The sequence below is a fragment of the Pseudoalteromonas sp. S8-8 genome (assembly GCF_000497875.1).
Classification (GTDB): Bacteria; Pseudomonadota; Gammaproteobacteria; order Enterobacterales; family Alteromonadaceae; genus Pseudoalteromonas; species Pseudoalteromonas arctica.
The window spans coordinates 88612-115569 of the sequence record NZ_AUTR01000033.1; the positions used below are offsets into that span (position 1 = coordinate 88612).

30 protein-coding genes are annotated in these 26958 nt (G+C 38.8%); 9 read left to right on the forward strand and 21 right to left on the reverse strand.

Annotated elements, in window-relative coordinates:
• Nucleotides 1–350: 350 nt before the first annotated feature.
• From L659_RS0109795 to L659_RS0109815, 5 genes are all read right to left on the reverse strand, one after another.
• On the reverse strand, nt 351–557 hold the full coding sequence (locus L659_RS0109795) for a hypothetical protein (RefSeq protein WP_008169332.1): 207 nt from the start codon (nt 555–557) through the stop codon (nt 351–353).
• A gap of 29 nt (nt 558–586) precedes the next feature.
• A complete protein-coding gene (locus tag L659_RS0109800; RefSeq protein ID WP_024590424.1) occupies nt 587–1030 on the reverse strand; it encodes a GNAT family N-acetyltransferase in 444 nt (147 codons plus the stop codon).
• A complete protein-coding gene (locus L659_RS0109805) occupies nt 1014–1463 on the reverse strand; it encodes a hypothetical protein (protein ID WP_024590425.1) in 450 nt (149 codons plus the stop codon). Before L659_RS0109805 ends, L659_RS0109800 begins: the two co-directional genes overlap by 17 nt.
• An 87-nt stretch (nt 1464–1550) precedes the next feature.
• The gene (locus tag L659_RS0109810) at nt 1551–1883 is read right to left on the reverse strand and encodes a hypothetical protein (protein ID WP_155945820.1); all 333 of its coding nucleotides are present in this window, start codon (nt 1881–1883) and stop codon (nt 1551–1553) included.
• Between the two features lie 306 nt (nt 1884–2189).
• Nucleotides 2190–3137 (reverse strand): LysR family transcriptional regulator, encoded by a 948-nt coding sequence (locus L659_RS0109815; RefSeq protein WP_008138369.1) that lies wholly within the window; start codon nt 3135–3137, stop codon nt 2190–2192.
• A 117-nt stretch (nt 3138–3254) separates the two neighbouring features.
• On the opposite strand from L659_RS0109815, the gene aceK reads away from it, so the two are divergent.
• From aceK to L659_RS0109830, 3 genes are all read left to right on the forward strand, one after another.
• Nucleotides 3255–5027 (forward strand): bifunctional isocitrate dehydrogenase kinase/phosphatase, encoded by a 1773-nt coding sequence (gene aceK / locus L659_RS0109820; protein ID WP_024590427.1) that lies wholly within the window; start codon nt 3255–3257, stop codon nt 5025–5027.
• Nucleotides 5028–5091: 64 nt separating this feature from the next.
• Nucleotides 5092–6054, forward strand: coding sequence for a zinc-binding dehydrogenase (locus L659_RS0109825; RefSeq protein WP_024590428.1), 963 nt, complete (start codon nt 5092–5094; stop codon nt 6052–6054).
• 62 nt (nt 6055–6116) lie between these two features.
• The gene (locus tag L659_RS0109830; protein ID WP_024590429.1) at nt 6117–6368 is read left to right on the forward strand and encodes a DUF2999 family protein; all 252 of its coding nucleotides are present in this window, start codon (nt 6117–6119) and stop codon (nt 6366–6368) included.
• 81 nt (nt 6369–6449) lie between these two features.
• Here the strand turns inward: L659_RS0109830 and L659_RS0109835 are convergent, their stop codons facing one another.
• Nucleotides 6450–6950, reverse strand: a complete 501-nt coding sequence (locus L659_RS0109835) for a fasciclin domain-containing protein (RefSeq protein WP_007582534.1) — start codon at nt 6948–6950, stop codon at nt 6450–6452.
• A 183-nt stretch (nt 6951–7133) separates the two neighbouring features.
• Here L659_RS0109835 and lepB point away from each other — a divergent pair, with 183 nt between their 5' ends.
• Nucleotides 7134–7784, forward strand: a complete 651-nt coding sequence (gene lepB, locus L659_RS0109840; protein WP_007582535.1) for a signal peptidase I — start codon at nt 7134–7136, stop codon at nt 7782–7784.
• Between the two features lie 81 nt (nt 7785–7865).
• On the opposite strand, the gene L659_RS0109845 is transcribed toward lepB, so the two are convergent.
• Nucleotides 7866–8513 carry a bifunctional 4-hydroxy-2-oxoglutarate aldolase/2-dehydro-3-deoxy-phosphogluconate aldolase gene (locus L659_RS0109845; RefSeq protein ID WP_024590430.1) on the reverse strand — a complete coding sequence of 216 codons (648 nt, stop codon included), beginning with the start codon at nt 8511–8513 and terminating at the stop codon, nt 7866–7868.
• Between the two features lie 116 nt (nt 8514–8629).
• Nucleotides 8630–10651, reverse strand: coding sequence for a methionine--tRNA ligase (metG, locus tag L659_RS0109850; protein WP_007582537.1), 2022 nt, complete (start codon nt 10649–10651; stop codon nt 8630–8632).
• A 187-nt stretch (nt 10652–10838) separates the two neighbouring features.
• On the opposite strand from metG, the gene apbC reads away from it, so the two are divergent.
• Both apbC and dcd read left to right on the forward strand, forming a co-directional pair.
• Nucleotides 10839–11915: an iron-sulfur cluster carrier protein ApbC gene (gene apbC / locus L659_RS0109855; protein WP_024590431.1), complete on the forward strand. Its 1077-nt coding sequence runs from the start codon at nt 10839–10841 to the stop codon at nt 11913–11915.
• A 6-nt stretch (nt 11916–11921) separates the two neighbouring features.
• Nucleotides 11922–12506, forward strand: a complete 585-nt coding sequence (gene dcd / locus L659_RS0109860) for a dCTP deaminase (RefSeq protein ID WP_007582539.1) — start codon at nt 11922–11924, stop codon at nt 12504–12506.
• Between the two features lie 16 nt (nt 12507–12522).
• Here the strand turns inward: dcd and L659_RS0109865 are convergent, their stop codons facing one another.
• Both L659_RS0109865 and L659_RS0109870 read right to left on the reverse strand, forming a co-directional pair.
• Entirely contained in the window at nt 12523–13308 is a 786-nt protein-coding gene (locus tag L659_RS0109865; RefSeq protein WP_024590432.1) for a CLCA_X family protein, read from the reverse strand.
• Nucleotides 13309–13332: 24 nt separating this feature from the next.
• Nucleotides 13333–13929 (reverse strand): tRNA-uridine aminocarboxypropyltransferase, encoded by a 597-nt coding sequence (locus L659_RS0109870; protein ID WP_024590433.1) that lies wholly within the window; start codon nt 13927–13929, stop codon nt 13333–13335.
• Nucleotides 13930–14066: 137 nt separating this feature from the next.
• Here L659_RS0109870 and L659_RS0109875 point away from each other — a divergent pair, with 137 nt between their 5' ends.
• Both L659_RS0109875 and L659_RS0109880 read left to right on the forward strand, forming a co-directional pair.
• On the forward strand, nt 14067–14411 hold the full coding sequence (locus L659_RS0109875) for an Hpt domain-containing protein (RefSeq protein ID WP_024590434.1): 345 nt from the start codon (nt 14067–14069) through the stop codon (nt 14409–14411).
• A 105-nt stretch (nt 14412–14516) separates the two neighbouring features.
• Entirely contained in the window at nt 14517–15734 is a 1218-nt protein-coding gene (locus tag L659_RS0109880) for a pyridoxal phosphate-dependent aminotransferase (protein ID WP_024590435.1), read from the forward strand.
• 70 nt (nt 15735–15804) lie between these two features.
• Here the strand turns inward: L659_RS0109880 and L659_RS0109885 are convergent, their stop codons facing one another.
• From L659_RS0109885 to L659_RS0109900, 4 genes are all read right to left on the reverse strand, one after another.
• Entirely contained in the window at nt 15805–16272 is a 468-nt protein-coding gene (locus tag L659_RS0109885) for a glycine zipper 2TM domain-containing protein (RefSeq protein WP_024590436.1), read from the reverse strand.
• Nucleotides 16273–16450: 178 nt separating this feature from the next.
• The gene (lpoB, locus tag L659_RS0109890; protein WP_007375407.1) at nt 16451–17071 is read right to left on the reverse strand and encodes a penicillin-binding protein activator LpoB; all 621 of its coding nucleotides are present in this window, start codon (nt 17069–17071) and stop codon (nt 16451–16453) included.
• An 11-nt stretch (nt 17072–17082) separates the two neighbouring features.
• The gene (locus tag L659_RS0109895; protein WP_007582549.1) at nt 17083–17508 is read right to left on the reverse strand and encodes a YcfL family protein; all 426 of its coding nucleotides are present in this window, start codon (nt 17506–17508) and stop codon (nt 17083–17085) included.
• Nucleotides 17509–17516: 8 nt separating this feature from the next.
• Nucleotides 17517–18881 carry a COG3014 family protein gene (locus L659_RS0109900; protein ID WP_024590437.1) on the reverse strand — a complete coding sequence of 455 codons (1365 nt, stop codon included), beginning with the start codon at nt 18879–18881 and terminating at the stop codon, nt 17517–17519.
• Nucleotides 18882–19392: 511 nt separating this feature from the next.
• Here L659_RS0109900 and L659_RS0109905 point away from each other — a divergent pair.
• Nucleotides 19393–20262: a DMT family transporter gene (locus L659_RS0109905; RefSeq protein WP_024590438.1), complete on the forward strand. Its 870-nt coding sequence runs from the start codon at nt 19393–19395 to the stop codon at nt 20260–20262.
• Between the two features lie 19 nt (nt 20263–20281).
• On the opposite strand, the gene L659_RS0109910 is transcribed toward L659_RS0109905, so the two are convergent.
• The 7 genes from L659_RS0109910 to L659_RS0109940 all read right to left on the reverse strand — a co-directional run bounded on the left by L659_RS0109910 (nt 20282) and on the right by L659_RS0109940 (nt 26936).
• Nucleotides 20282–20968, reverse strand: a complete 687-nt coding sequence (locus L659_RS0109910; protein ID WP_024590439.1) for a M15 family metallopeptidase — start codon at nt 20966–20968, stop codon at nt 20282–20284.
• A complete protein-coding gene (gene dapE, locus L659_RS0109915) occupies nt 20968–22098 on the reverse strand; it encodes a succinyl-diaminopimelate desuccinylase (protein ID WP_024590440.1) in 1131 nt (376 codons plus the stop codon). Before dapE ends, L659_RS0109910 begins: the two co-directional genes overlap by 1 nt.
• Nucleotides 22098–22442 (reverse strand): ArsC family reductase, encoded by a 345-nt coding sequence (locus L659_RS0109920; RefSeq protein ID WP_024590441.1) that lies wholly within the window; start codon nt 22440–22442, stop codon nt 22098–22100. Before L659_RS0109920 ends, dapE begins: the two co-directional genes overlap by 1 nt.
• 4 nt (nt 22443–22446) lie before the next feature.
• Nucleotides 22447–22944: a PTS glucose transporter subunit IIA gene (locus L659_RS0109925; protein ID WP_024590442.1), complete on the reverse strand. Its 498-nt coding sequence runs from the start codon at nt 22942–22944 to the stop codon at nt 22447–22449.
• A 3-nt stretch (nt 22945–22947) separates the two neighbouring features.
• Nucleotides 22948–23334 carry an ACT domain-containing protein gene (locus tag L659_RS0109930; protein WP_007582563.1) on the reverse strand — a complete coding sequence of 129 codons (387 nt, stop codon included), beginning with the start codon at nt 23332–23334 and terminating at the stop codon, nt 22948–22950.
• A 226-nt stretch (nt 23335–23560) separates the two neighbouring features.
• Entirely contained in the window at nt 23561–25720 is a 2160-nt protein-coding gene (pta, locus tag L659_RS0109935) for a phosphate acetyltransferase (RefSeq protein WP_024590443.1), read from the reverse strand.
• 1 nt (nt 25721) lies between these two features.
• Nucleotides 25722–26936 (reverse strand): acetate kinase, encoded by a 1215-nt coding sequence (locus L659_RS0109940; RefSeq protein ID WP_024590444.1) that lies wholly within the window; start codon nt 26934–26936, stop codon nt 25722–25724.
• Nucleotides 26937–26958: the final 22 nt, after the last annotated feature.

The following is a 26958-nucleotide window of genomic DNA, read 5'->3' on the forward strand; positions in this document are numbered from 1 at the left end:
GATATTGATTTTATCAATAGTAAGTTTAAAAACTAAATAAAAAATAGAAAACATATCTAAATAATACTAATTAATTTGGTGCAATGCGGTGAAGGTGTGCACAAAACTGGAACAAGGGGAGGAGTTGAGGAATAAAGAAGGAATCTTAGTTAATTGTTTTCATTGAATTTTAATTATTTTATGAAGTTGGTACTAAGCTTGCTAATAATACACTGTAGGTAGATTCCTATATCGACGATTTCCAAAAGCGCCACGGTATTTTCCCAAAGTTGAATACCGTGGCGCTTTTTTATTTTTCGCGTGTATTTTATTTAGCCGTCACAATAACAATAGCAATAGCAATAGCAATGTTAAATTTTAATAAAGTAGGGAATAGCCACTAAAATAGCGCCTACAATCAGCAGCATACTAACACTGGTCATAAAGTACGGAAAAACCAATAACGACAAACCAATACAAAGTGGCACTACGGCTTTTTTTCTTCGCCCGTAAGTAAGGTAGCCAATACCTATGCCGCCAAACAAAACACTCCACGCAATTATTGATGCACTATCCATTTATAAATTACCTATTTTGAAATACTGATTTAAATTACAACCGACATAGCCAGCTTTTCAATACCATGTGAAGGAGTCCATCTTTTGAATTCCACGAAACCATGCTTTTTATATAAATTTATTGCAGGAGTATTAGCAACTGCAGTCTCAACTCTTGCATGAGATAAATCACCCATTGCTAGAACATAATTTATTAGCTTACTTGCGATACCTTTTTTAAAATAGCTAGGATCAACGGTTAAACTACAAATATCTAAAAACTCGTTGTTTATATCTACTTCTATAACTGCTGCTAAGCATTCATTTTCGCTGTAGCCATAAAAGGTTGTTTCTGACTTTTTAATATCTTCAGTATTACGTGTTAAAGGAGGAAAGTTATGCGCGCCGATCAGTTTAGCCTCAATAGCATAGGATTTTTGAAAGACAGCAAAAATTATATTTGCAGTATTCTTATTATTAAGTTTGTTTATCATTATATTCTTTTTTAGAAAATAAAGTATGAATACCATATGCCGTAATAAAACCTCCGGCACCAATTGTGAAAAAAAGAAATAAATAAAACTTTTTCGGGTTACTTTCTAAAGATGCCACTGCCGGCTCATTGTATCTCTTATAAATGACACCACTTTCGTAATTAAAATAGCTGCGTAAAAGAATAAACAAACCTAAAACAATACACAGGAGCGCTTTACTTATTTTCTTAGTGTTATTTTCAGCTATTACTATTTGTTGCGCAGATTTCGGCTCGTTACGATTTGGTTTAGCTAATTCATCTTTAAGTCGTTTATAGTTCTCTGGATATTTATGTGAGTCAATACTTTCAAGTGCTTCGTTTAATTCACTAAGTGAATAAGCAGAGTAATCAATATTTATAATAATCTTCCTTAAAAGGCTCTTAAATAACATTTACACAGCAAGATTTTTAAGTTGTTGTTATTTAATGGTATTTTTATAATCCGATTAAGTTTATTTTAATGTAGCAAAGACTTGAGGTTAGTCACTTTTACTTTCATATTTAAGCTCGAATGAAACTATTGCAGCCAATATACCTCCAGTCGCTAATATAGCAGCGCTAAATAACATCTCCCATAATAATTTTTTCAATAGTAGAGTCTGATGAATATTTGTAAATATTACGCTCCAAGTTTGTTCAAAGTTGTATAAATTAACAACTTCATGAACATCATATAAAAAAGTACCTAACCCATTCAAAAAGTATGCAAGAGCTATATAAACAAAAAGTCGTGCAGTAAATAAGAGGGTTTTTAAATTATCAGTTTCAACTTTAGAGAAAGGAAGAAAGCTAATTTTAGTGGCCTTGCTCATTATAAGTGAACACTTTAAATATAAGTATTGGTACATATAATTCCATTTTTTAATATGTCGTAGGTTCTTGATAACGAGTATCTAAAGTTATTGGCTTTATATTACTAATTAAGAATAACGCAGTACCTATTTTGATTCAATTCTTTAGCGAACATTGTATTTGAGTTCTAGCTTTTTCATTAGGTAGTTTTTAACTCAATGTATTTAAAATGCTAACCAAGCTATTAGCTCAAAATCAGATGATTCAGTACATAGCACAGGCACTCGCATTAGGCTCTTGAGTGCTAATTAAAGGTTTGCTCTTAATTACCTATCTGCAATCGTTTTAGCAAACGCTAATAACTCACGTCTTAACCATTGGTGTGCAGGGGCATGGTGCAGCAGTGGGCTCCATATCATTTTTACTTCAATAGGCACTATTTGAAATGGTACAGGGCTGATTACTAAATCAGTATGAGAGGTTAATAGCTTAGCTTGCCTGCGCGGTAGGGTGGCAATAAGTTGCTCTGATTGGCAAAGCAGGCTTGCGACCATGTAGTGGCGAGTAAAAACACGTATTTTACGGGTTTGTTCTAGTTGCCAAAGCGCTTCGTCTACCCAGCCTAATTTTTGCTTTCCCGATTTATTAGTAACAGCGGCCTCCGGCCCCCAACCTGCACGGTTTACCCAAATATGTTCTTTTTGTAAGTAGTCGTCTAACCCTGATTGTTGTAAAAATGTATTTTTAGGATGGGTTAAACAACAGTAGTTATCTCGCCATACACTGGCTTGATGAAACGAGCGTGGTAGGCCATTAAAGCGGTTTATTGCTAAATCAATAGTGCCTTTTTCCATGTCTTGCAGGTTTACGTCGCTTGGGCTTAATACATCAAAATTAATACCTGGATTTTTACTAAGCTGCGCAGTTATAAAAGGGGCTATTAAGGTCGACTCTATGTAGTCGTTTGCCATTATTCTAAAGGTAACTTCAGCGGTTGTAGGGTTAAATTGCTCACTAGGCTGCGTAATAGCTTCAGCCATTTTTAATAGGGCCTCAACTTCGGGCTTTAATGCAAGTGCCTTTGCCGTTGGCGTCATAGAGCCTGCGGCACGCACAAGTAGCGGGTCGTCAAATAAATCGCGCAAACGTTTTAATGCGTTACTCATAGCCGGTTGAGTAAGCGCGAGTTTATTTGCAGCTTTTGAAACACTTTTTTCATCTATTAACACATTTAAATAAACGAGAAGGTTAAGATCGACATTTCTTATATTCATTAGATCAATGCTATTTATATGCTTTATTAATTATCTAAATTAAAGCCTGCTTGCTAAGGTGTAAACAATTAATAAAAAATAACCGCCATAACTGGCATCAATATAAGTGCTGTATTTATGCAAAATAGGCTAACAAATCAATCTAATAATGCGCTACAACACGTTGTAGCCAGTAAGCTTGCACGATCTGTTTTTGCTGGATTTGAGGCGATGTTTTCGCAATTTTTAAATATTACACTGGGTGCACAAAGCCGGTTTGAGCAACGACAGTATCACAGTGTACAAAGTGCTATGCGTGAACGTTTACAAGTGTATGAGCGCGAAGTAAAAAACGTGAGTGAAGCCGTGAGAGTTATTGCTTACGCTGAACTTACTTGCCCGCAAACGTGGCAGTTAGCTAAAAATATTTATGGCGATATGGTACAAAATCATGAAAATAAACCTATTGCGCATACCTTTTTTAACTCAACGTTTGGCGCAATTTGGGACGATAAAAAAATTCGTACTGTGCATTTATTTGTATTAAAAGCAAAGTATCGTAGTGAGCCACGCTCTTATGAAAGCTTAGTGAGCAGGGTATCGCTACATAATGGGTTTAATAACGCCGTTAAAACGCTTATTACTAATCAAGTATTTAGAGTGCCATTTAGTAATTTAGAACGCGATGTAGCCACATTACAAAGTACGTTAATGCAAGGCGCTAAGCAGCAATGCAAACAGGTGTACGAACTTATAAATTTAAACGATGGGTATATTGAATACGCCAACTCATTATTTTTTAGAAACAAAGCCTGTTATTTAATTGGGCGCTGCATTGCTAAAAATGGCGACAATATGCCTTTTGCTATCGCTATTTTAAATACCGATGAGGGACTAAAGCTTGATGCTGTAATGATGGGCGCCGATCAATTAAGTTTATTATTTGGTTTTGCACGCACCTATTTTATGGTTGATACCGATAAGCCCGCTCGTTATGTAGATTACTTAAGTGTGTTAATGCCACATAAACAACGTTTTGAGTTATTTAACGCCATTGGTTTTATAAAGCACGCCAAAACTGAGTTTTATCGACACAAGGTTGATACGACTAAAAATAGTCCAGCCAACTTTAAGTATGTCACAGCACCAGGGACGCCAGGTATGGTAATGCTGGTATTTACTATTGAAGGGCTAGATTACGTTTATAAAGTAATTAAAGACAAATTTAGTGCGCCAAAAACAGCCACCAAAGCACAAGTGAAAGAAAAGTATAACTTTGTAAAACAAGCCGATAGGGTTGGTCGTTTGGTAGACACACACGAATTTAGATATTTAGCGTTTGATTTAAGCCGTTTTAACGACGAGCTGCTTGAGCAGATGAAAAGCCAAATTGGTAGCAGCATGGTTATATCTGGCAAGGCACTTATTTTAAAGCATGTTTATGTTGAGCGTAAAATGACCCCGCTTAATTTATATATTACCCAATGCGATAACAAAACCTTAGAGAGAGTTATGCATGATTACGGTAAAGCAATTAAAGAATTAGCCGGTGCTAATATATTTCCGGGCGACATGCTAATGAAAAACTTTGGCGTAACGCGATGGGGGCGAGTGGTGTTTTACGACTTTGACGAAATTTGCCCACTAACCGATTGCAACTTTAGAGAGGTGCCACAAACCCAAAATGCACTCGAAGAGCTAAGTAGTAACTCGTATTTTGATATAGCTGAAAACGATATATTTCCGAGCCAATTTAAGGTGTTTTTTAGCGCCAACGAGATTGCGTTTAATTATTTTAATAATGAGCACAGTAACTTGTTTTTAGCGACGTTTTGGCAAGGTTGTCAGCAACAAGTACACAATGGTTATCTACCCGATGTTTATCCTTACAAACAAAGTTGGCGCTTTTGAGGTTGTTTGAATCTGTGTTCATCCCCATCTATATGTTATTACAGTTTTTAAACTTGGAGCAACAATGAAATATATTTCTCATGAAGATGGTAATCTTGCATTTAGTGAAACCGAAAAACCGGTTTTAAAGAGCCATGAAGTACTTGTTAAAGTTGCAGCAATAGGTGTAAACCGTGCAGACAGCATGCAGCGCCAAGGTAAATACCCGGCCCCAGCGGGAGATAGCCCTATTTTAGGTTTAGAATGTGCCGGTGTTGTTAGCGATATTGGCGGTAAAGTTGATAGAGTTTGGCTTAATAAACGTGTTTTTGCTTTGTGTGCTGGTGGCGCTTACAGTGAATATGTAGCCGTTGATGCAAAACAGCTAATGGAATTACCCGATGATGTAACAATGGCTGAAGGCGCTGCAATAAGCGAAGTGTATTTAACAGCATTTGGCGCGTTATTTGAGCTTGGTAAATTGCAAAAAGGGCAAACAGCGCTTATCCATGCAGGTGCTAGTGGTGTGGGCGGTGCAGCAATTCAAATGGCTAAAAGCGCAGGTGCTACCGTAGTTATTACCGCTGGTACGGATGACAAATGCCAACACGCAAAAGAACTCGGTGCCGATCATGCAATTAACTACAAAACCACCGACTTTGTAGAATATATGAAAGCAAATGAGTTAACAGCAAATGCAATTGTAGATCCTGTTTCGGGGAGTTACTTAAATAAAAATGCCGCTATTGCAGCGATGGATTGCCAAATTGTAATGCTTGCATTTTTAGATGGACGTTTTGCAGAAGTTGATTTTGCCGCGCTTTTACGCAAACGTATTTCGTTTCATGCCTCAACGCTTAGAAATCGTAGTATTGAGTTTAAACGCCAGGTGCGCGACGACTTTGTAGCGCGTTTTTACAATGATATTGCCACTAAAAAGTACGACTTTAACCTGTATAAAACATTGCCTTGGAGCGACGCAAACGAAGCTCATGCTATTTTAGAGCGTAATGAAAATGCTGGTAAAGTTGTTTTACTTGTAGAGTAACTCTTTAATTTTAGGGTTTAGCCCATATACTAAGCCCTATAAAAAACACTTAAGGTTTAATAATGAATCCAATACTAGCAATACTTAAAGAGCACAATGTAAGCGACGAAAAAGTAAAAGCATTGTTTGAAGCGTTTACTCAAAACCCAATGATGGCAATGGCGCTTGTTCAAGAGCTTGGTATTCCGCCAGAAAAACTACAGCAACTAATGGCAGTCGTAATGACTCAACCGCACCTTATTAAAGAAGCGACTGACGAACTTGGTTTAGATTTTGAAAAAGTAAGAGAAGCGAAAGAAAAACTAAATCAATAATTTGTTATGTCATGAAACAAAAATAAATAAAAAAGCATAAGTATTTACTTATGCTTTTTTAGTTGGCTTATTCTTTTATGACTACTCTTTTGGAAGTAGTACTGTGTCGATAACATGAATTACGCCGTTGCTTGCTTTTACATCAGCTTTTACAACTTTAGCGTCATTTATCATTACGCCCATGCTGTCGGCTTTAACCATAACTGATTGGCCTTGTAGTGTTTTCGCACTATCTACCTTCATTACATCGGCTGCCATCACTTTTCCAGACACTACGTGATAAGTTAATACCGCCGTTAGCTTATCTTTGTTTTCAGGCTTGAGTAACATTTCTACAGTGCCTTCAGGTAATTTAGAAAATGCAGCATCTGTTGGTGCAAAAATAGTAAAGGGTCCTTTACCTTGCAGTGTTTCAACTAAACCTGCGGCTTTAACAGCAGCAACAAGAGTAGTGAACGAACCATTTTCAACGGCTACTTCAACAACGTCTTTTTTCATACCATGATGATCAGCATAAGCCATTGTAGTAAATCCAAGGCTTGCAGTTGTAAACAATAATGCAGTAGTAATTTTCTTAAACATTTTATTTTCCTTTAAGTTAATACCCGTTGGTTTCGTTAAATGTTACGACGCTCTAAATTTAATCGATCAATTAAAATTAGTAGTCAACATGTTTTGTTACATCATTGATTGAACTGCAGCTAATTAGCAAAGTCATATAAACAGTTACTTAATTAAAGACTTGTTCAATTGAAGGGAATAGGCATGAAATTAGTTTATAAGTTTTGGAAAAATAACCGCTCTCTTATCGTATTTATTGCACTGATGAGCGTATTTAGAAGCGCTGTTGCCGATTGGTACGAAGTACCAACAGGCTCAATGAAACCGACCATTCAAGAAGGTGACAGAATACTTACCGATAAAATGGCCTACGATATTCGCGTCCCATTTACGCACATAAAATTACTTAAATTAGCGGATCCACAAGCTGGTGATATTATTGTTTTTGACTCACAAGCTGCCGATAACCGTTTAATTAAGCGTGTAATTGGTGTGCCAGGAGACACCGTTGCGCTTGAAAATAATGAGCTCATTATTAATGGTAAAAAACTTAATTATGCAGATCAGCGCAGCAACATAGACTCACTTGATAAAATTGAAGATTTAAACGGATTAGAGCATTCGATAAGAGTGGCAAATATTCCTTCACGTTTATCGGGGTTTGATGCAATTACAATTCCTGATGATTATTACTTAGCAATGGGCGATAACCGCGACAATAGCGCTGACTCGCGTGTAATAGGTTTAATTCCGCGTAACGAGTTATTAGGAAAAGCAGAGCGCGTTATAGTGTCACTTGATTACGATAATTATTACTTACCAAGAAAAGATCGCGTATTGAAAAAGCTGAATTAATTAGTAGTAATTAATTTTGTATAGCGCCCAATCAAATTTTATGAGCGCACATTTGGCTATTTTATAAATAAAATAAACTGCCTATTTAGGCAGTTTACTTATATAGTTTTTTACAAGCTTGGTAAGATCACTACGCTCTTGTTCGGTATTTAATACCTTACAAAAATCGCCACTTACTGCCGCGCCACAAGCACCTGCTTCAAACCATTGTGATAAATTATCTAAATTCACACCACCAACAGGTATTAATTGTGCTTCTGAAAATGGACCTGTTAATGCTTTAAAGTAACCAACGCCCATACTGCCTGCAGGAAATACCTTAATAATATCTGCCTTATATTCAATTGCATTTGCTACATCGGTAGGTGTTAGCGCGCCCATTAATACTGGTAACCCGTGCTGGTGGGCAAGTTCGACAACCGATTTGTTGGTATTTGGCGTTACGATAAACTGCGCGCCTGCATCAATTGCTTGCTGAGCAAGGGTGGTGTTAATTATTGTGCCTGCACCAATAAGTGCGTTTTTATGAGCTGCACGAGCTTTTGCTATTTCTTGCTCAAAGCCCGGTGTATTTGAGGTGATCTCGAGTGCGTTTATGCCCGCATTAACTAAACAATCAATTAATGGTGCTACATCACCTTGTTGCTTTAAGCGCAGTATGGCGACTAATTTGTGTTGTTTTATTTGGCTACTTACTTTTATTCTGTTGGCATCTAAAATTTGGGTCATAATTACAATTCACTTTATTTAATACAGAGGCATTCGTATTGAATATACGACTAAACATTGTTTTTGCCCATAAAAAAACCGCTGATGTATCAGCGGTTTTTATTGTATGAGTAATATTACATTACGCGCATACCAGGCTCTGAGCCGTCATCTGGGTTAAGAATATAAATTTCTTTTCCGCCAGGACCTGCAGCTAATACCATGCCCTCTGACATACCAAAGCGCATTTTACGAGGCTTAAGGTTAGCGACCATAACGGTTAACTTACCTTCAAGATCCTCTGGTGCGTAAGCTGATTTAATACCTGCAAACACTTGGCGAGTTTCTCCGCCTAAATCAAGTGTTAGCTTAAGTAGTTTATCAGCGCCTTCTACGTGCTCTGCTTTAGCAATTTTAGCTACGCGTAAGTCTACTTTTGCAAAGTCATCAAATTCTATCTCGTCGCTAATCGGCTCTTTTGCAAGTGGGCTGTTAGGGTCAATAGTTACTTTTGGCGCTAAGCTTTCTTTAGATTCTTCAACCATTTTATTTACTTTATCCATTTCAACACGTTGCATTAACGGTTTAAATTTATTGATAGGGTGGCTTACGAGTGCATTTTGAACGCCGTCCCATGCAAGGTCGTCATTTAAAAATGCTTGTACGTTGTCGGCCATTTCTGGTAGCACTGGTTTTAAGTAAGTAATTAAAACGCGGAACAAGTTAAGACCAAGAGAACACACTTCGTGTGCTTCTTGTTGCTTAGTTTCGTCTTTAATTAATACCCAAGGTGCTGCGCCATCAATAAATTGGTTTGCTTTGTCGGCAAGCGCCATTATTTCGCGAATTGCGCGGCTGTAATCGCGGTTCTCATAGTGTGTTGTAATGCTAGGTGCAGCCGCTTGAAACTCTGCTAACAGCTCTGGTTGCATAATAGTGCTGCTTAGCTTGCCATCAAACTTTTTAGTAATAAAGCCAGCACAACGGCTCGCTATGTTTACTACTTTACCTACTAGGTCTGAATTTACGCGTTGTGCAAAGTCTTCTAGGTTTAAATCAAGATCAACAATACCGCTGCTTAATTTTGCTGCGTAGTAGTAACGTAAGTACTCTGGGTTTAAGTTATCTAAATAAGTACGCGCTTTAATAAACGTACCCTTTGATTTAGACATTTTTTCGCCATTTACAGTAACAAAACCATGAGCGAATACGTTAGTTGGCTTTCTAAAGTTAGCGCCTTCTAGCATTGCTGGCCAAAATAAGCTGTGGAAATAAATGATGTCTTTACCAATAAAGTGATAAAGCTCAGCGTCTGAACCTTCAGCCCAAAACTCATCAAAGTTGATGCCTTTTTTATCACATAGGTTCTTAAAGCTCGCCATGTAACCAATAGGTGCATCTAACCAAACGTAAAAATATTTGCCCGGTGCATTTGGAATTTCAAAACCAAAGTAAGGCGCATCACGGCTAATATCCCACTGTTGCAGACCATCGGTAAACCATTCGTCTAGTTTGTTAGCCATTTCTTGTTGAATAGTGCCCGAGTGTAACCACTCTTTTAACATGCCTTCAAATGCTGGTAGGTCAAAAAAGTAATGCTCAGAATCTTTAAGTACAGGCTCAGCGCCCGACATTACAGAACGTGGATTAATGAGTTCGGTAGGGCTGTATGTAGCACCACACGAATCACAGCTATCGCCGTTTTGGTTTTCAGACTTACACGTTGGGCAAGTACCTGTTACAAAGCGGTCAGGTAAGAAAATACCTTTTTCCGGATCGAATAATTGCGAAATAGTGTGCTTTTTAATATGACCAGCATCGTTTAGGCGGTTATAAATAAGTTCGCTTAATTCTTTGTTTTCTTGGCTGTGCGTGCTGTGGTAGTTATCAAATTTGATATTAAAGTCAGCGAAGTCGCGTTGGCGTTCTATGCTCACTTGTTTTACCATTTCTTCAGGCGTGATCCCTTGCTTTTGTGCATTAAGCATAATTGGTGTGCCGTGGGCATCGTCTGCGCAAACATAATAAGCTTCGTGGCCCTGTAGTTTTTGAAAACGTGACCAAATATCAGTTTGAATATATTCCAATAAATGACCTAAGTGAGTAGGGCCATTTGCATAAGGTAATGCGCTGGTAATCAGGATCTTTCGCTGCGTCATAATCATTCCGAATTGAGGATAAAACGCCGTTTTTATTATACAAACGGCAATTATCATTAATTTATCTACAAGCTATCTGCTTAGAGTGCGCACAGCTTATGGATTTTTATAAATTGACTGGTGTTAATGCCCTGAATGTTACATAATTCCGTGGCACTTTTCATCAAAGAAACGCTATTTAATTGCTATGTTTGGACTGTCGAAACTATTCTCTTCTAAATCGGTGCAAAAACAACCGATTATTACTGCCTTAGCGGCATATCGTAGTGCGGCTTTTGCCGTCGGTATTGACGAAAGCTTCATTAATACTATTACTCAAAATGACGATAAATCACTACACATTAAATTAACCCTACCTTTTGCTGGGCAATCAGAAATGCCTTTAGTGGAGCAGCACGTAAGTGAAAGCTTAAATGTGCCTGTAACAATTAGTGCCAAGGTTATCATTAAAGAGGCAGCTAAGTTTAAGGCGATTAAACATATTGTGCTTATTGCCTCAGGCAAAGGCGGAGTAGGTAAATCGACTACTGCTGTTAACTTGGCGGGCGCCCTTAAAAACGAAGGCGCAAAGGTGGGTATTTTAGATGCTGATATTTATGGCCCATCTATTCCAATGCTTTTAGGCTTGGTGGGCGCAGAGCCCGTCACTAAAGATAACAAACAGCTACAGCCTTTTGATGCAAACGGCATTAAAGCGCAGTCAATTGGCTTTTTAGTCCCAAGCGATGACGCCACCGTATGGCGCGGGCCAATGGCTTCAGGCGCGCTTAGCCAATTGCTTAACGAGACTGATTGGGGCGAGCTTGATTACTTAATTGTAGATATGCCACCGGGCACTGGTGATATTCAACTTACAATGAGCCAAAAAGTACCAGCGAGCGGCACTGTTATTGTCACTACGCCGCAAGACTTAGCCCTTGCCGATGCGCAAAAAGGCATTGCCATGTTTAATAAAGTAAACGTGCCAGTGCTGGGCTTAATAGAAAACATGAGCCATTACATTTGCAGCCACTGCGGTGAAGCTAATCACGTATTTGGTAAAGACGGTTCACAAAAGCTGGCGCACAAGCACGGCGTACCCGTACTTAGCCATATTCCTCTTGCAATCGATATACGTGAGTATTCTGAGCAAGGAAAACTTATTGCCAACGATAACGACGCGGCAATAAGCAAAACATACAGCGCAGCAGCGAGGCTTATAGCCAGCACGCTCTATTATCAACAGCATCACAATGCGATTGAAATTGTGATTACGGAAGATTAAATAATAATGAGACTTTCAGACACACATATTAATGAATACCTAAGCGATGGTCGCATTGTTATTGAGCCTGCGCCAACAAGTGACATGATTTCAGGTGTAACTGCTGATTTACGCTTAGGTAATAAATTCAGAACTTTTAATGCACACAACGCAGCATACGTCGATTTAAGTGGTCCAAAAGATCAGCTAAATAAAGCCATGGAATCAATCATGAGTGAAGAAATAGTGCTTGATGAAGGTGAAGCATTCTTTTTACACCCAGGTGAACTTGCACTTGCTATAACGCACGAAAAAGTAACTCTGCCAGCAGACATAGTAGGGTGGTTAGATGGACGCTCATCGCTAGCTCGTTTGGGTTTAATGGTGCATGTAACTGCGCACCGAATAGATCCAGGCTGGAGCGGTAATATTGTTTTAGAGTTTTACAACTCAGGTAAATTACCACTGGCGCTTCGCCCACTGATGAAAATTGGGGCTATGAGCTTTGAAATGCTATCGGGCCCGTGTGAAAACCCATACAACATCCGTAAAGATGCAAAATATAAAGATCAAAACAGTGCAGTAGCAAGTCGTATTAGTGACGATAAGTAATCACCAAATATAGACATTACTCGTCTATTTTATGAAGCGCATAACCCAGTAGTTCAAAGTACTGGTTAAGCGCTTCATTTGCTTTATTAATATGCCCAATATTTGGGTATATTAAATTACTACTTTGTAAGCCCCCCACTAAAAAGCTATTTTTTATATTTGAATGCTGCTCAATACAGGCTTCAAAACAACGTGCGGCAAGCTCCTCTGGCATACTCATATAATTCATATTGTGAGCTTTATCGTGTTCTATGCATGTTTGTACAAAGTTATTAGCATCAACGCCGTGCTCATCTAAAAATACATTTTTATAAAAACTGTTCAAAGCATTATTAAGTGGGTGCGATAAATTAGGTGTGTTTGAAAGCCATAGTTTTGAGGCAAAACCAAATCGTGGTTTTGCTGCAAATAAATGCTCGCTTATATGATGATCAAACGCATGAAACCATTCGTGAGCAAGTGCACCACCGCCTGCATTTTTTGCAAGTGCAAGCGTTTGAGAAGCTGCATTATAATGCGCTTGTACACCTTTTTGACCGCCATGACCAAATGCAAAATTAAGTTTGCCACGAAGACCAATGGCTTTGGGCGGTAAATGCAGTATTTGTGCAAGGTCGGCCAGTGCATCGTAAATTAAATTAGCGCTAATGTAGCGCTCTTCTTTAGTTACCCATTTACCGACGACCATTGATCTAAAGCCAAAGGTATCTCTTATATCGCTAAAGTCGACTTGGTCGTCAAAGCGATAGTCGGGGCCTTGGCGAGTAAAGCCACGTTTTAGCCTGTTAGGGTAGTTACGCATTGCAAGTTTCATATAGTAACGAATTTAATCTAAGTAACGTGCTTTTACGTGCTCGGGCATGTGTTGGGTTTGTTTTTGTATTAATTCATCAAGCACATTATAAAGTGGTGCAGGATTTAACTGCTCTATTAAAAACAAACTATGCGCTACGGCTTCAAGTGTGGATAGGCTGTCGGCCCTAGGGGCTTTACGAATAGCATAACGATTTTTAGGTAACTGTTTAAAACTGACCGTTTTGAATTGATTTAGCAATGTGGTGAGCTGCAAAATTTTGTAGGCTTTTTTCCATGTACCATCAACCACGATTAAATGGGTGATGTTTTTTATATTAGATTGCTCAGCGCTATCGTCTAAATTAATAGCGTTTTCGTTAGGGTAGAGCAAAACAGTTGAGCTTACTGGCAGTGATTTAAGAATAGAAAAGTCGTCATTATTTTCGCCTTTGACTATTTGGCAATCAGTTAGACACAAATTGAGTAGTTTAGCGGTATTTTTTGCTATTTTTTCTTCGCTTGGGTGCTGTAGAATAATAACCTTAACTTTGTTGTTTATATTTGTAATTGCGCTGCAAATACAGGTGTTAAGTGCAAAGTTACAATGATTACAAAGTGTGCGTGCCATTTAATAAACTTTTTGTTGCCAGTATGATCCTCACAATTATACATTTATAAGGTAATTAAGTTGGTTTTTTTTACGCATCAATATAAAGTAGTACTATTAAACTGTAATTTACATGGATTGTTTTAAGGGCTTAAAATATGATAGAAATAAATATTGATACATCAGCATTAGAGAGTATGGAATCGTTATTGGGTGAGCAGTTTGCTGATACACTTGATTTTTGCTGCTCGGAGTTTGAGCGTTTAGGCTCTGAAGTTTTAGCAACCATTGGAAAAGACAGAGAAGCGGCGATTCGTCATTCTCATAGCTTAAAATCTAACGCTGCGCAGTTTGGTGCTTCAAGCCTTGCTGAAGTATCTCGCGTTATTGAACAAAATTTAAACCTAGATAACTTAGCTGAAGCCATCGACGCATCTAATAGCTTAATGGCTCAAGTAACTGGCTCTCAAGCTAAGCTAAATGAATGGTTAGCATCTCGTTAATTATTGAAGCTGAAACGTGAATTTATTTCAGTACTAAGTAATCAAATACACTGGCATTTTGCGCCTTTACTAGGTTAGTCTAAAGACTCACTAGTCGAGGTAAAAATGTCTGATATTAAAAAGAGTCACAAATTAGAAGGTGTATGTTATGACATTCGTGGGCCGGTTTTAGCGCAAGCTAAAAAAATGGAAGACGAAGGTCAAAAAGTATTAAAATTGAATATAGGTAATCCGGCTGCTTTTGGTTTTGATATGCCAGAAGACATGCACCGCGATATTATCCGCAACTTATATTCAGCCCAAGGTTACTGTGACTCTAAAGGCCTCTATTCAGCCCGCGTGGCTATTTATCAACACTACCAACAACGTGGATTACATAATTTAGATGTAGATAACATTTATATTGGTAATGGCGTAAGCGAACTCATTCAAATGATCACTCAAGCGCTATTAAATAATGGCGACGAAGTGCTTATTCCTGCTCCAGATTATCCACTTTGGACTGCTTCGGTCACGTTATCTGGTGGTAATCCGGTGCATTATTTATGTGATGAAGAGCAAGATTGGTTTCCGGACATTGCAGATATAAAAAGTAAAATCACGTCTAAAACTAAAGCGCTGGTATTAATTAATCCTAATAACCCTACTGGTGCGGTTTACAGTGATGATTTGTTAATGCAATTAATTGATATAGCGCGTGAACATAAACTGCTGTTATTGAGCGATGAGATTTACGAAAAGATTTTATACGATGGTATAACGCATACTTCAATCGGCTCACTTTGCGACGATGTGCCTATTATTACTTTTAATGGTTTAGCAAAAACATACCGTGCAGCCGGGCTGAGAATGGGGTGGATGGTTCTGAGCGGTCGTACCTCGGTAATGGATGATTTACGCAAAGGCCTAGAAATACTTTCATCTATGCGTTTGTGCGCAAATGTACCTGCACAATATGCAATTCAACAGGCGTTGGGTGGCGTGCAATCAATTGATAGTTTAATAAACCCGGGTGGGCGCTTATATGAGCAGCGTGATATTGCATGGCGCGGGTTAAATGATATTGAAGGCATTAGTTGTAAAAAACCTAAAGGCGCGCTCTATGCGTTTGCAAAAGTAGATACAGCACTTTTTAACGTTAAAGATGATGAAAAGATGATGTACGATTTACTCAAAGCCGAAAAAATATTACTAGTACATGGCAGGGCGTTTAACTGGCCAGAGCCTGATCACTTTAGATTAGTATTTTTACCAAGCAAAGATGATTTATCGGATGCGATGTTAAAAATGAAGCGCTTTTTTAAAGACTATCGCCAAGTATAATTTAAAAATAAATAAAAAAACGAGCCAATTTAGGCTCGTTTTTGTTTTAAACGTCAATAGACATAACTATTTAATACGCGGTATCTACCCGAACAGTGTTGTCGGTTAAGTATACTAACCTTACGTTGTCACCTTTGCTAAAGCGCATTGATTGGTCTTGATCTTGAACAACCATAAACTGGTCGCCGTTTTCAACTTGTATTAATAACTCTACAAAATGATTTTGCTGATAATGACTTTGCTGCTGCCTGTTATGCGCAACACTGCCGCCAATTACCGAGCCTAATATTGTTGCTACTGTGCGGCCGCTACCGCCACCAAACTGGTTGCCTACAACACCACCGAGTAATGCACCGCCGAAGGTTTTCCAGCCGTTGTTTTTGTCTTGAATGATTTCTTGTTCGGTAATATTGCGTACCGATTTTACGTCACCAAATAAAACTTGCTGCACAGGGACTGCTTTATTGCGCTCGTATTTAGCAAACGTAGGCGCACTTATTGTAAGTAAAGCGCACATAATTACAGTAATTGCTTTCATAACTTGCTCCTTTTATACCAACCTGCATAAATCTTTGATCAATTTAACGAATTAAATTGCGCTATAACGTCGTTAAAAATTTTTTATTTAGAACAACTAAATACAAAAATTTTTGCCTAGTACTAGCGTAATTTTCTTAACATTAAATAGACCCCATATATAAGCAGGTTGGTATTAGCTACCAGCCAAAGGTTGATTTTTCTTTAGTTTTACGAATTTCAGTTTCGTCTGCCCATTCAACTAGGCCGCTTTCCATATCCATTAGACGCATCGTAAATTTATAGTATACGTCTGATTTGTCGGCATTTGATTTAACTATGCTCGATAAATTTCCGTATAACATATATTGCGCGCCAATTTGTTTACCAAATGCAACGGCTGTTGCAGGGTTAACAAGGGCATCTTCGTTTTGAAACGTTAATTGCTCACGTACTGACTCAACACGCGTCATATCTACAAAACGGAACTTACCACTGCGTAGCATTTGCGTTGAGATTGAATCGGTGATTGATTCAGTATCAATGTGCTCACTAGTTTTGTTTTTAATACGCTCAACAAATACTACAGGGCGTTTATTAGCGGTCATTGTGCCAACAACGGGTGAGCTGAGTAATGAGTCGGTCATTTGGCTCGCTACTTTTTGTAAGTCGGTAGAACCAAAATTAATATCGGTTGTTTCTACTGCTTGTGCATCGCCATAACTTACTACGGCTTTATTAGCACAGCCACTTAATACTAAAGCGCTCAAGCCAACTAAAGCGTAAGTTGATGCTGTTTTAAATTTGTTACTGATGATCATGGTTGTTTCCTTTAATCTTTAAATTCTTGTGATTCGGTAGACACTTCTCTTACTGCTAAAGAAAAGGTAACCGCATCAGAGCTAGGTGCTAAGCCCGGTAATTGTGTTTTTGCAAAACCAAATAAGGTGAGTGCTTGCCAAGGTGAATGATTGCCTTTAATAACAAAGCCGTCTTTATCAAACCAATTAAATTGATACTGCAAATACTGTGATTTTTTATACTGGCTCGAAAGTGTCACTACTACATCGGTTAACTGGTTGGTTTGACGTGTTTTAACATCAGTAATGGCCAGCTTTTTACCGAGCTCTGGGTTATCTACACGTAATTGCTCATTAAACTGATTTTTATTTTGTTCAACAGAAATACCCGATGTAACCGGTTTGCTGGAACATGCACTGAGCATTAAAACTGCTAATAATGGCGCTATGTATTTCATGATGGCTCCTAAAGTTGAACTACGTGGTAATTAAAGTAGTTATTAACGGAGGTTAAGTAAATTAACGTTAACCCTTGCTTACTAACGGTAAAATTTATAGGTGCTTGTGTGCCTATATGCAGAGAATGCTCACCTGTATTTAGGCTTTGCCTTGCAACACTTATTTGATTTGGAAGCGTAAGCCAACTGCGTGTATCAGCTTGCTCAGACGCCAAATTATAAATATTGGCAAGTATATTACCTACGTCACCGGCACTGCGTGCAAGCTCTGCACGCACTTTCTCTTTAGCTACTAACCTAAGCACTTGGCGAGCTACTTTTGCAGGTATTTGATCTTCTAATGTTTTTGCTGCAAGTGCTTCAATGTGTACTAATGGGCTCAGCTCTAAGCTTTGTGCATCTATGTTTATATTATTAAGACGGCGCACATAGGCATTATCTTTATATACTGGCATTGCAAGGCTGTAAAAGCGTGCATCGCCGCGTGACGAATAAATTGGCAAGCGCAGTTTAAATTCATCTTGTTTTGGTACTAAGCCTTGTTCAAATAAAACAATTACTTCGCCTTGTGTTGCAGAAATAGTGGGTGCATCACTAAAACGTTTTTTAAATTCACTTAGGTCTTGGTCAAACCCTTGTTTTTTAGCAAAGCGCATTACGTCCTGCTGTAAATAAATATTGTTAGGTTGTATAGCCAGTGCTTTTTTATAATCAATATAAGCATCGTCATACTGTTTAGCGCTTTGGTAAAGCAAAGCAGATAAATAAAATGTGTAGGCATTTTGAAAGCCATTTTTTACATCTCTGGTTACATTGCCCATGCTAGGGTAGTGCTGCTGCGCTTCCTTAACTGTTGAGTCGCCATCTGTTTTATTTTCGCTTAGTGCATCAACTTGTACTTTATTAGCACGGCGAATTTCGACCAAAGCGCCTTCTACATCATTTTTATACACGTAGTTAAGTGCTTTATAACTATGAAGCATACTCATTTCGTAAGCCGGTGGTATATAAGTAATTGCTGAGTCGTTAGTAAATAACGCATTGCTTTGCTCAAGCCCCGCACTTACTTGTATTTTGGCGGCTTCGCGTTTTTTTTGCATTTGCGTATACACGTTCTCAAATTTACTTTGTGCCTCTTGTGGCGTATTGGCTAAGTCGTTTAAGCGAGCTTGCTCAAGTTGGTTGAGTAAGTAGCTGCTGTGCATGGTGCTATTATTGGCAATAAGGGATTGCGCTTCTTCGATATTGTTTTTCTCGATCGCATTTCTTATTGGTGTCATTTGCGTGGCATAGTCATTAAATAGGTCATTAAAGCCCATTGTGCTACACCCACTTAAAATACAACAAAAGCTTAAAATTATACTTAGGCGCACTGCGCACTCCTCTTAATTTACCTGCATACATTAACATATTATTTTTAGCTGAATATGCGAAATATTGTAAAAAATCGTAGAGTAAAACTGCCTGCTAATAAGGAAATATAAAATGACATTGGTGAACAAAGTGTGAATTTTCTTGTTGGGTAACAATATTGAAATACTTAAGGTACTTTATTGGTCTTATTGAATACAATGATCCCTAAAGCGTGACGATAAATGAATTTTTTAAATGAAGTAATTGCTACTCATTAAGTCGTATACGAAAAATACTAAAAGGATATCTTGTGTTGTAGACACCGTATTTTGCAAATGCGGCTAAGATTTGAGTACAAATGATCTAATTTATTAAAACTAGATACTCTCTTTGCGCAGTTATACCAATCCTGTTTAAATGTGCTGCTCAGTAAGCGGTTTTATAGGCGCTTATGACAATGTTTTTAGCTTAGTAGGTTAATTAATTAATTGAAATAACGCTGTAATTTGTTTTTATTGCTAAGGAATTTTTTTGAAAGCTACGTTGTACACAATCATTGCTTTAATTGCGTTTGCTGCAAACTCTCTTTTTTGCAGAATGGCTTTAGCCGAAGGCTATATAGATGCTTGGAACTTTACAGTTATTCGCTTACTCAGTGGTGCTGCGTGTTTGGGCATTATAATGGCTATTTATACTCATAATTTAAAACGAAAAGGCACTTTTAACCCCGCTATTTTAAGCGATAAAGGAAGCTGGCGAAGCAGTATAAGCCTTTTAGTTTATGCACTTTGTTTTTCGATTGCATACGTAGAGCTAGATACAGGCACCGGTGCACTGATTTTGTTTTCAGCCGTGCAACTCACTATGATTGGCTGGGGTATATATCAAAAAGAGCAGTTGAGTGTGCTTCAGTGGTGCGCGTTTATAGTGGCGCTAGGTGGGTTTGTATATTTAATGCTGCCATCTGCTGCTGTACCTTCATTATTAGGTGCATCACTCATGGCACTCAGTGGTGTGGCATGGGGTATTTACAGTATTCGCGGTAAAGTGTGCGTATCGCCACTGCGTACTACAGGGTTTAACTTTATAAGAAGCTTAGTGGCTATCCCTGTTTTATTACTTGTTGGTATGAGTTATTTAAAAAATATGAGTATTGAAGGGGTTTTGCTTGCATGTGCCTCGGGTGCGATAGCGTCTGGAATTGGTTACAGTGTTTGGTATGTGGCTATGCCACTGCTTAAAAGTACCCAAGCTGCTGTTGTGCAGCTTTGTGTACCTGTACTTGCAGCCGTTGCCGGGGTCTTGTTTTTATCAGAGCAGGTAACAATGGAATTTATTGTAGCAAGCTCATTAATATTAGGCGCTGTGCTGGTATTTATCTTAAATAAAAAGAAGGTGTGATACCACTTAAACAAGTTCTTTATGGCGGACTAACGTTTGTTACAAAGCGTGTATAAATAGCGGGTAAGTTATCAAGTATTGCCTGCTTACCCTGTAGTTCACTGTTTTTTATGCATTCAAAAAGTACTTGCTCGCTAAGCTTATTCACTAATAATTGCGATTGCTTAATATGGCTTATATGCCAAAGCTCAGGTGCGACACCACCTAAATCATGCTGGTAAGGGCGATAAAAGCCAAATTTATCTAAGTTAGTATCAAGCCAATTACTTAAAGGCGCAAACGGCCCACTTTGCAGGTATTCATCAGGTGTTAGCTGTAGTTTATAATCATCACTTACCGCAGCTTTATCAAACACATCTAAATCGGTGCCTAAATGGTGCCTGCTTGCCCCAGGTAATGCAGAGTAGAGCATTATTGCTATGCATTTATCTACATCATTTAATTTAGTTAAATCTACAACCTTTTGCTGTTTATTATAAACAGGTCGAATACCTAAAAACTTATTATTCCAAATAATTGATTGACGATTAAAGTCGCGAAAACTTGAGGCAATAGTAAGCTCAAATCCCGCTTTTTGTGCTGCACTTTGCAGCGCTAAAAAGTCGCTGATAATAGCGCTGTGCAAGCGATGATTTTGTATATCAGTTAAATGTGTATCACTTTGCCCTGTGATACACATTATTGGTGTTGGTTTAGTAACATCCATTATGTTAAAAGTTGCTCTAGTATTTGCTCGTAAATGTCGGTAAGGGCTATTAAATCATCGGTACTTACGCATTCATCTACTTTATGAATAGTGGCGTTACGTGGGCCAAGTTCAATTACTTTAGCGCCTGTTTGTGCAATAAAGCGACCGTCAGATGTGCCGCCGGTAGTTTCTAGATTCGTGGTTAAACCGGTTACTGATTTAATAGCTGTAACAGTGGCATCAACAAGCGGCCCGTGCTCGGTAATAAAAGGTAAGCCATTTACTATCCAACTTAATTCATAATTTAAGTTATGCTTTTGTAGAATGTCATTTACACGCTGTTGTAATTGCTCATGTGTTACTTGCGTGCTAAATCTAAAGTTAAACTGTACTTCTAGATCACCCGGGATCACGTTACCAGCACCTGTGCCGCCATTAATATTCGAAATTTGAAAGCTGGTAGCAGGGAAGTATTCGTTTCCGTTATCCCACACCGTTTGGCTAAGCTCAGTAAGTGCAGGCGTTGCTAGATGAATTGGGTTTTGTGCTAAATGTGGGTAGGCAACATGACCTTGTACGCCTTTAACCGTTAGGTAAGCGGTAAGTGAGCCTCTTCGGCCATTTTTAACAACATCGCCTAATACATCTCGTGATGAGGGTTCGCCTACTAGGCACATATCAATTTTTTCACCGCGTGCCTCTAGCATATCAATTACGCGAGTAGTCCCGTTTACAAACGGTCCTTCTTCGTCAGAAGTGATTAAAAAAGAAATAGAGCCTTTATGATCTGGATGTTTAGTAACAAAACGCTCTGTTGCTACAAGCATTGCGGCTAATGAGCCTTTCATATCGGCAGCACCACGCCCGTGTAATAGGCCGTCTTTTATTAATCCTGAAAACGGCGGGTGTTGCCAATTTTTTTCAGGGCCTGTTGGCACAACGTCGGTGTGACCTGCAAAACAAAAGTGCGGCGATTGTGTGCCTTTTCGAGCCCAAGTATTAAGTGTGTCGGTAAAAAATAATGATTCTATATTAAAACCAACCGCAGCAAGGCGATCGTTCATCATTTGTTGGCAGCCAGCATCTTCGGGCGTTACCGATTCACGTTGGATTAGCGCTTGGGCGAGTTGAATTACGTCATTAGTCATTATTTAAAAATCTCGTCGTATTGGGCTGCTTTAAAACCTAAATGGTAACTGCCATTGTTTACCAGTACTGGACGTTTGATCATGGCAGGTTGTTCAACCAACAATGGGATAGCACTTTCTTTAGTTAGGCTTTGTTTTTGCTCATCAGTTAATGCGCGATAAGTTGTTCCACGTTTATTAACGAGTTGTTCCCAATCGAGCTTGTCTGCAAAATCACTCACCATTTGCTCATTTACGCCATCTTTGCGGTAGTCATGAAACGTAAATTCGATGTTGTTATCAGTTAAATGTTTTTTAGCTTTTTTTATCGTATCGCAGTTGCTAATGCCGTATAGAGTGATCATAAATCTAGTTCTTCTTAATAATAGTTAATAGTGTGTCTTCACCCGCATTTACATGCGAATGCGAGTAATGAAATGTGCCAAGGTTATGGCCGTTTAGTAAAATTAAACTAGCAAGCATTGGAGTATCAAGTTCTCGTAAATCAAAATAAGCAAGGCGTTGACCTTTGCATATTTTGCTACCATTGAGTTGCGCAATATGGGTATGCGTAATTGATTGCGAATCAAAAATAGTTAAGTCAATCAAGATTTTTAGACCATTATTAGCTTGTAGAATAAACTCAGTACCTGCATTTTTTACTTGTAATAAAGTTCCATCAAACGGTGCTAAAATTTTATGACTTGTTAGTTGCACCATAATACCAGGGCCCAGAGTGCCAAAACGAAAAAAAGGTTCTGGGTGCTCTTTCAGTTCAATTACTTTACCTGTAAATGGGCTGGTAATATTTATTGCATTAAGAGGCGTTTTATTTTGAGCTAAATAGTCAATTTTTTGAGCTTTCATAAGTTAGTTTACCACCACGTTATAACCCTCTTTTTTTAAAGCGGAAATAGCATTTTCTGCAGTGTGTTTTTTTATGAGAATATAATCAGTATCGTAGGTTGAGATTGAAAAGATAGAAATTTTAGCGCGCGCTAATACCCCTGAAATATTAGCCATTATTCCGGTTAACGAAAAGCCAAGTGGACCTACAACCTCTAAAGCTTGCCAGTCGGGTTCGGTATCCAGGCTTTTTACCTCAAAATCGCTTGGGCATACAATTGAAAGTTCATCATGGGTTTTAGAAATAAAAAACAAAGATTGCTTTAAAAGTGCCGCAGGTATGTCGGCATCTACATCTAAACTGTGTATAGATAAAATGGTGCTGTGTAATTGTAATGTTTGTTTTGACATTAAAAGCCTGCGAACAGCAATATTGATAGCTTTATAGTATAGATTATTGGCTTTAAATTAAAGGTGTAACAACGACTAACTCAGCAGTAAATAAGTAGATAAAAGAAGGGGGTAAAAACTTACCCACAATTTCTGTGGATAAGTATGGGGGTTGCAGGGTATAAATAACCTAACTAGTTAATTATTAAATAATTAATAGCTAGGCTATAAAAAGCACACGTTACGTTTAATGAGTAATTAGCGGTTCTGCTTGAGCTGCCTGAATTGCAGTTAAGGCGATTGTATACACAATATCATCAACTAATGCACCACGGCTTAAATCGTTTACAGGTTTACGCATACCTTGCAGCATAGGGCCAATACTTATCAAGTCGGCACTACGTTGTACTGCTTTATACGTGGTATTACCTGTATTTAAATCTGGGAATATAAATACGGTCGCTTTACCGGCTACAGGGCTGTTAGGTGCTTTTTTAAGTGCTACGTTTTCCATTATAGCGGCATCGTATTGTAGTGGGCCGTCGATAATTAAATCTGGACGTTTTTGTTTTGCTATTTTTGTGGCTTCACGTACTTTTTCAACATCGGCACCGGTACCAGAAGTGCCCGTGCTATAGCTGATCATGGCAACGCGTGGCTCTATGCCAAATGCAGCTGCAGAGTCGGCAGATTGAATCGCTATGTCTGCAAGTTGTTCAGCATTAGGGTCTGGGTTAATCGCACAGTCACCGTAAACTAACACTTGGTCAGGTAGTAGCATAAAAAATACAGACGATACTAGCGATGACCCTGGCGCTGTCTTAATTAATTGCAGTGGTGGGCGAATTGTATTTGCCGTAGTGTTTACCGCGCCCGATACTAAACCGTCTACTTTACCTTGCTCAAGCATCATTGTACCCAGTACGACGTTATCTTGTAGTTGCTCTTGTGCTATTACGGCAGTTAGGCCTTTGCTTTTACGAATTTCGACCATAGGCGCAATATAATCATTAATAATGCTTTGAGGCTCGATAATACTTACATGTTCGTTTAGCTCAATACCTTGCTGCTGTGCAATACGCATTATTTCTTCGCGATCGCCTAGTAATATAGTTTTAGCAATTCCGCGTTGACCACAAATAGCAGCCGCTTTAATTGTACGAGGTTCATTACCTTCTGGTAGAACCACGGTTTTACCTGCTTTACGCGCTTTAGTGGTAAGTAAGTAACGAAATGCGGGTGGTGATAACTTACGAGTTTTACCTACACTTTTAGCTAGAGTATCTAGCCAGCTTGAATTGATATGCTCTGCGTTGTGATCTTTTACTTTTTCAATACGTTGGTCATCATCATTTGGTACTTCCATATTAAAGTTATGCAGTAGTAATGATGTACGCCATGTGTCTGCATCGGTTGCGAGTATTGGCAAACCGGTTTGCATGGCTTGCTCACACAAGGCCATAATACGTGGCTCTGGCTCAAAACCACCGGTGAGTAATATAGCACCAAGTTTAGTGCCGTTCATAGCAGATAAGCACGCAGCAACAAGTATGTCAGAGCGATCGCCCGGTGTTACTAATAAAGCGCCTGGCGTAAAATAATTTAAAATATTTGAAACCGTACGAGCACAAAAAGTAATGCGGCGCAGACGACGATGAAGCATATCGCCTTCGTTAATAATCGTGGCTTTTAAGTATGCGCTTAAGTCTTTTACGCGCGGGGCTACTAAGTCAAAATCCCACGGGATTGCACCAAGTAACATAAACGGATTTTTTTTAAAAATAGGTAGGGATGCTAAACGATTTAACTCGTTTTCAAGCTCTTCAGGTTTATAGGCATCGACTAAATCGGCGCGTGCACGACCTTCATCATCAAGTGGCGCATTTACTTTATTAAAAATACAGCCCAGTACGCGAGGATGATCGATACCACCGTAGTTACCTGCTGCAATTTCAAGGCGGTCTTCTATTTGAGTAATGGTGTAATTACCTGGGGTAAGTACAAATACAATTTCGGCGCCGAGTGTTTGCGCAATTTCGCGGTTTACACGCCCAGCATAAGGTTGACGACGAGTAGGTACCATACCTTCAATAATAGCGACTTCGTCGTCGTTTATTTTACTTTCAAAGCGTTCAACAATTTCCTCTAGTAGGTCATCACCTTTACCGTCGCCAATCATTTGCTCAGCATAATCAAGTGCAAAAGGCATTGGGGGATTAATAGGTGAGCCTTGAGTGACTATTTGTGTTGATTTTTCAGGGCCTGTTTCACCAGAACGTGGCTGAGCTATTGGTTTGAAAAAGTTAACTTTAACTGTTTTTTGTTCAAGTGCACGCACTAAACCAACTGATACCGACGTCAAACCCACACCGGTAGAAACAGGAATTAACATAATACGACGTGCCATATTAAAGCTCCTTTACAATATTTGCAGCATCAAGGGCAATAACCCATTCTTCATTAGTTGGCATTACAACTGCTTTGATGTGTGAATTTTTACAGCTAATAACGCCTTCTTGACCAAAGCGCGCATTGAGGTTGGCTTGCGGATTACAATTAATGCCTAAAAAGGCAAGTTGTGTAATTACTTTTTCACGAATAATATCTGAGTTTTCACCAATACCACCAGTAAATATAACAGCATCAAGGCGCTGTAATGGCACCATATACGCTGCAATTTGTTTTGAAAGGCGGTAGCAAAACATTTCAATTGCGAGTATCGCTTTTTTATTACCGACCATAGCGGCTTCTTCAATGGTACGGCAATCGTTAGAAAGCTCGCTAATACCTAACAAGCCACTTTTTTGATTTAGTAGGTTATCAATTTGCTGGGCTGTGTAATCAAGTTGAGTGGTTAAAAAATTAAATAAACCAGGGTCAATATCGCCGCTACGAGTGCCCATTATCAGTCCCTCTAGAGGCGTTAGTCCCATGCTGGTATCAACACTCTTACCATTTTTAATAGCGCATACAGAACAACCGTTGCCTAAGTGGGCACTAATAAAATTGCTTTGCTCGATAGGTTGCTGAAGTAACTTTGCTGTTTGCCCTGCAACATAAAAATGACTTGTGCCGTGAAAACCATAACGCCTAACACCAAACTCGGTGTACAACTTATATGGAAGAGCGTAAAGAAAGGCAACTTCATTCATAGTTTGGTGAAATGCAGTATCAAACACCGCGACTTGTGGCAAACCTTCAAACGATGCCTGCGCCGACGATATACCTAGTAAATTAGCGTGCCCATGAAGCGGCGCAAGCGTTGCCGACTGTGTAATGCCTGCAATTACTTTTTCGTCAATCAATACCGATTCCGTAAAGTGCTCGCCGCCATGTACTACACGATGGCCCACTGCGATAAGTTGCTCGTCTAATTTGTGATCTTTTATTAAGCTTACAAGCGTATTTATAGCCTCAGCATGTGCTTGATTAGTCGCTAAGTCGATAACTGTTTTAGCACCATTAAATTTGTATTTAATAGAGGGCGCTTTGGCGCCTAAGCTTTCTGCAAGGCCTGAAATAATTTCGTGACCATCGTTTGCATCAATAATGGCAAACTTTAAGCTAGAGCTACCACAATTTAAAACTAAAACGTGTTGTGATTCAGGAGAGGTTGTTGGCATAGATTCAATTTCCATAAACAAA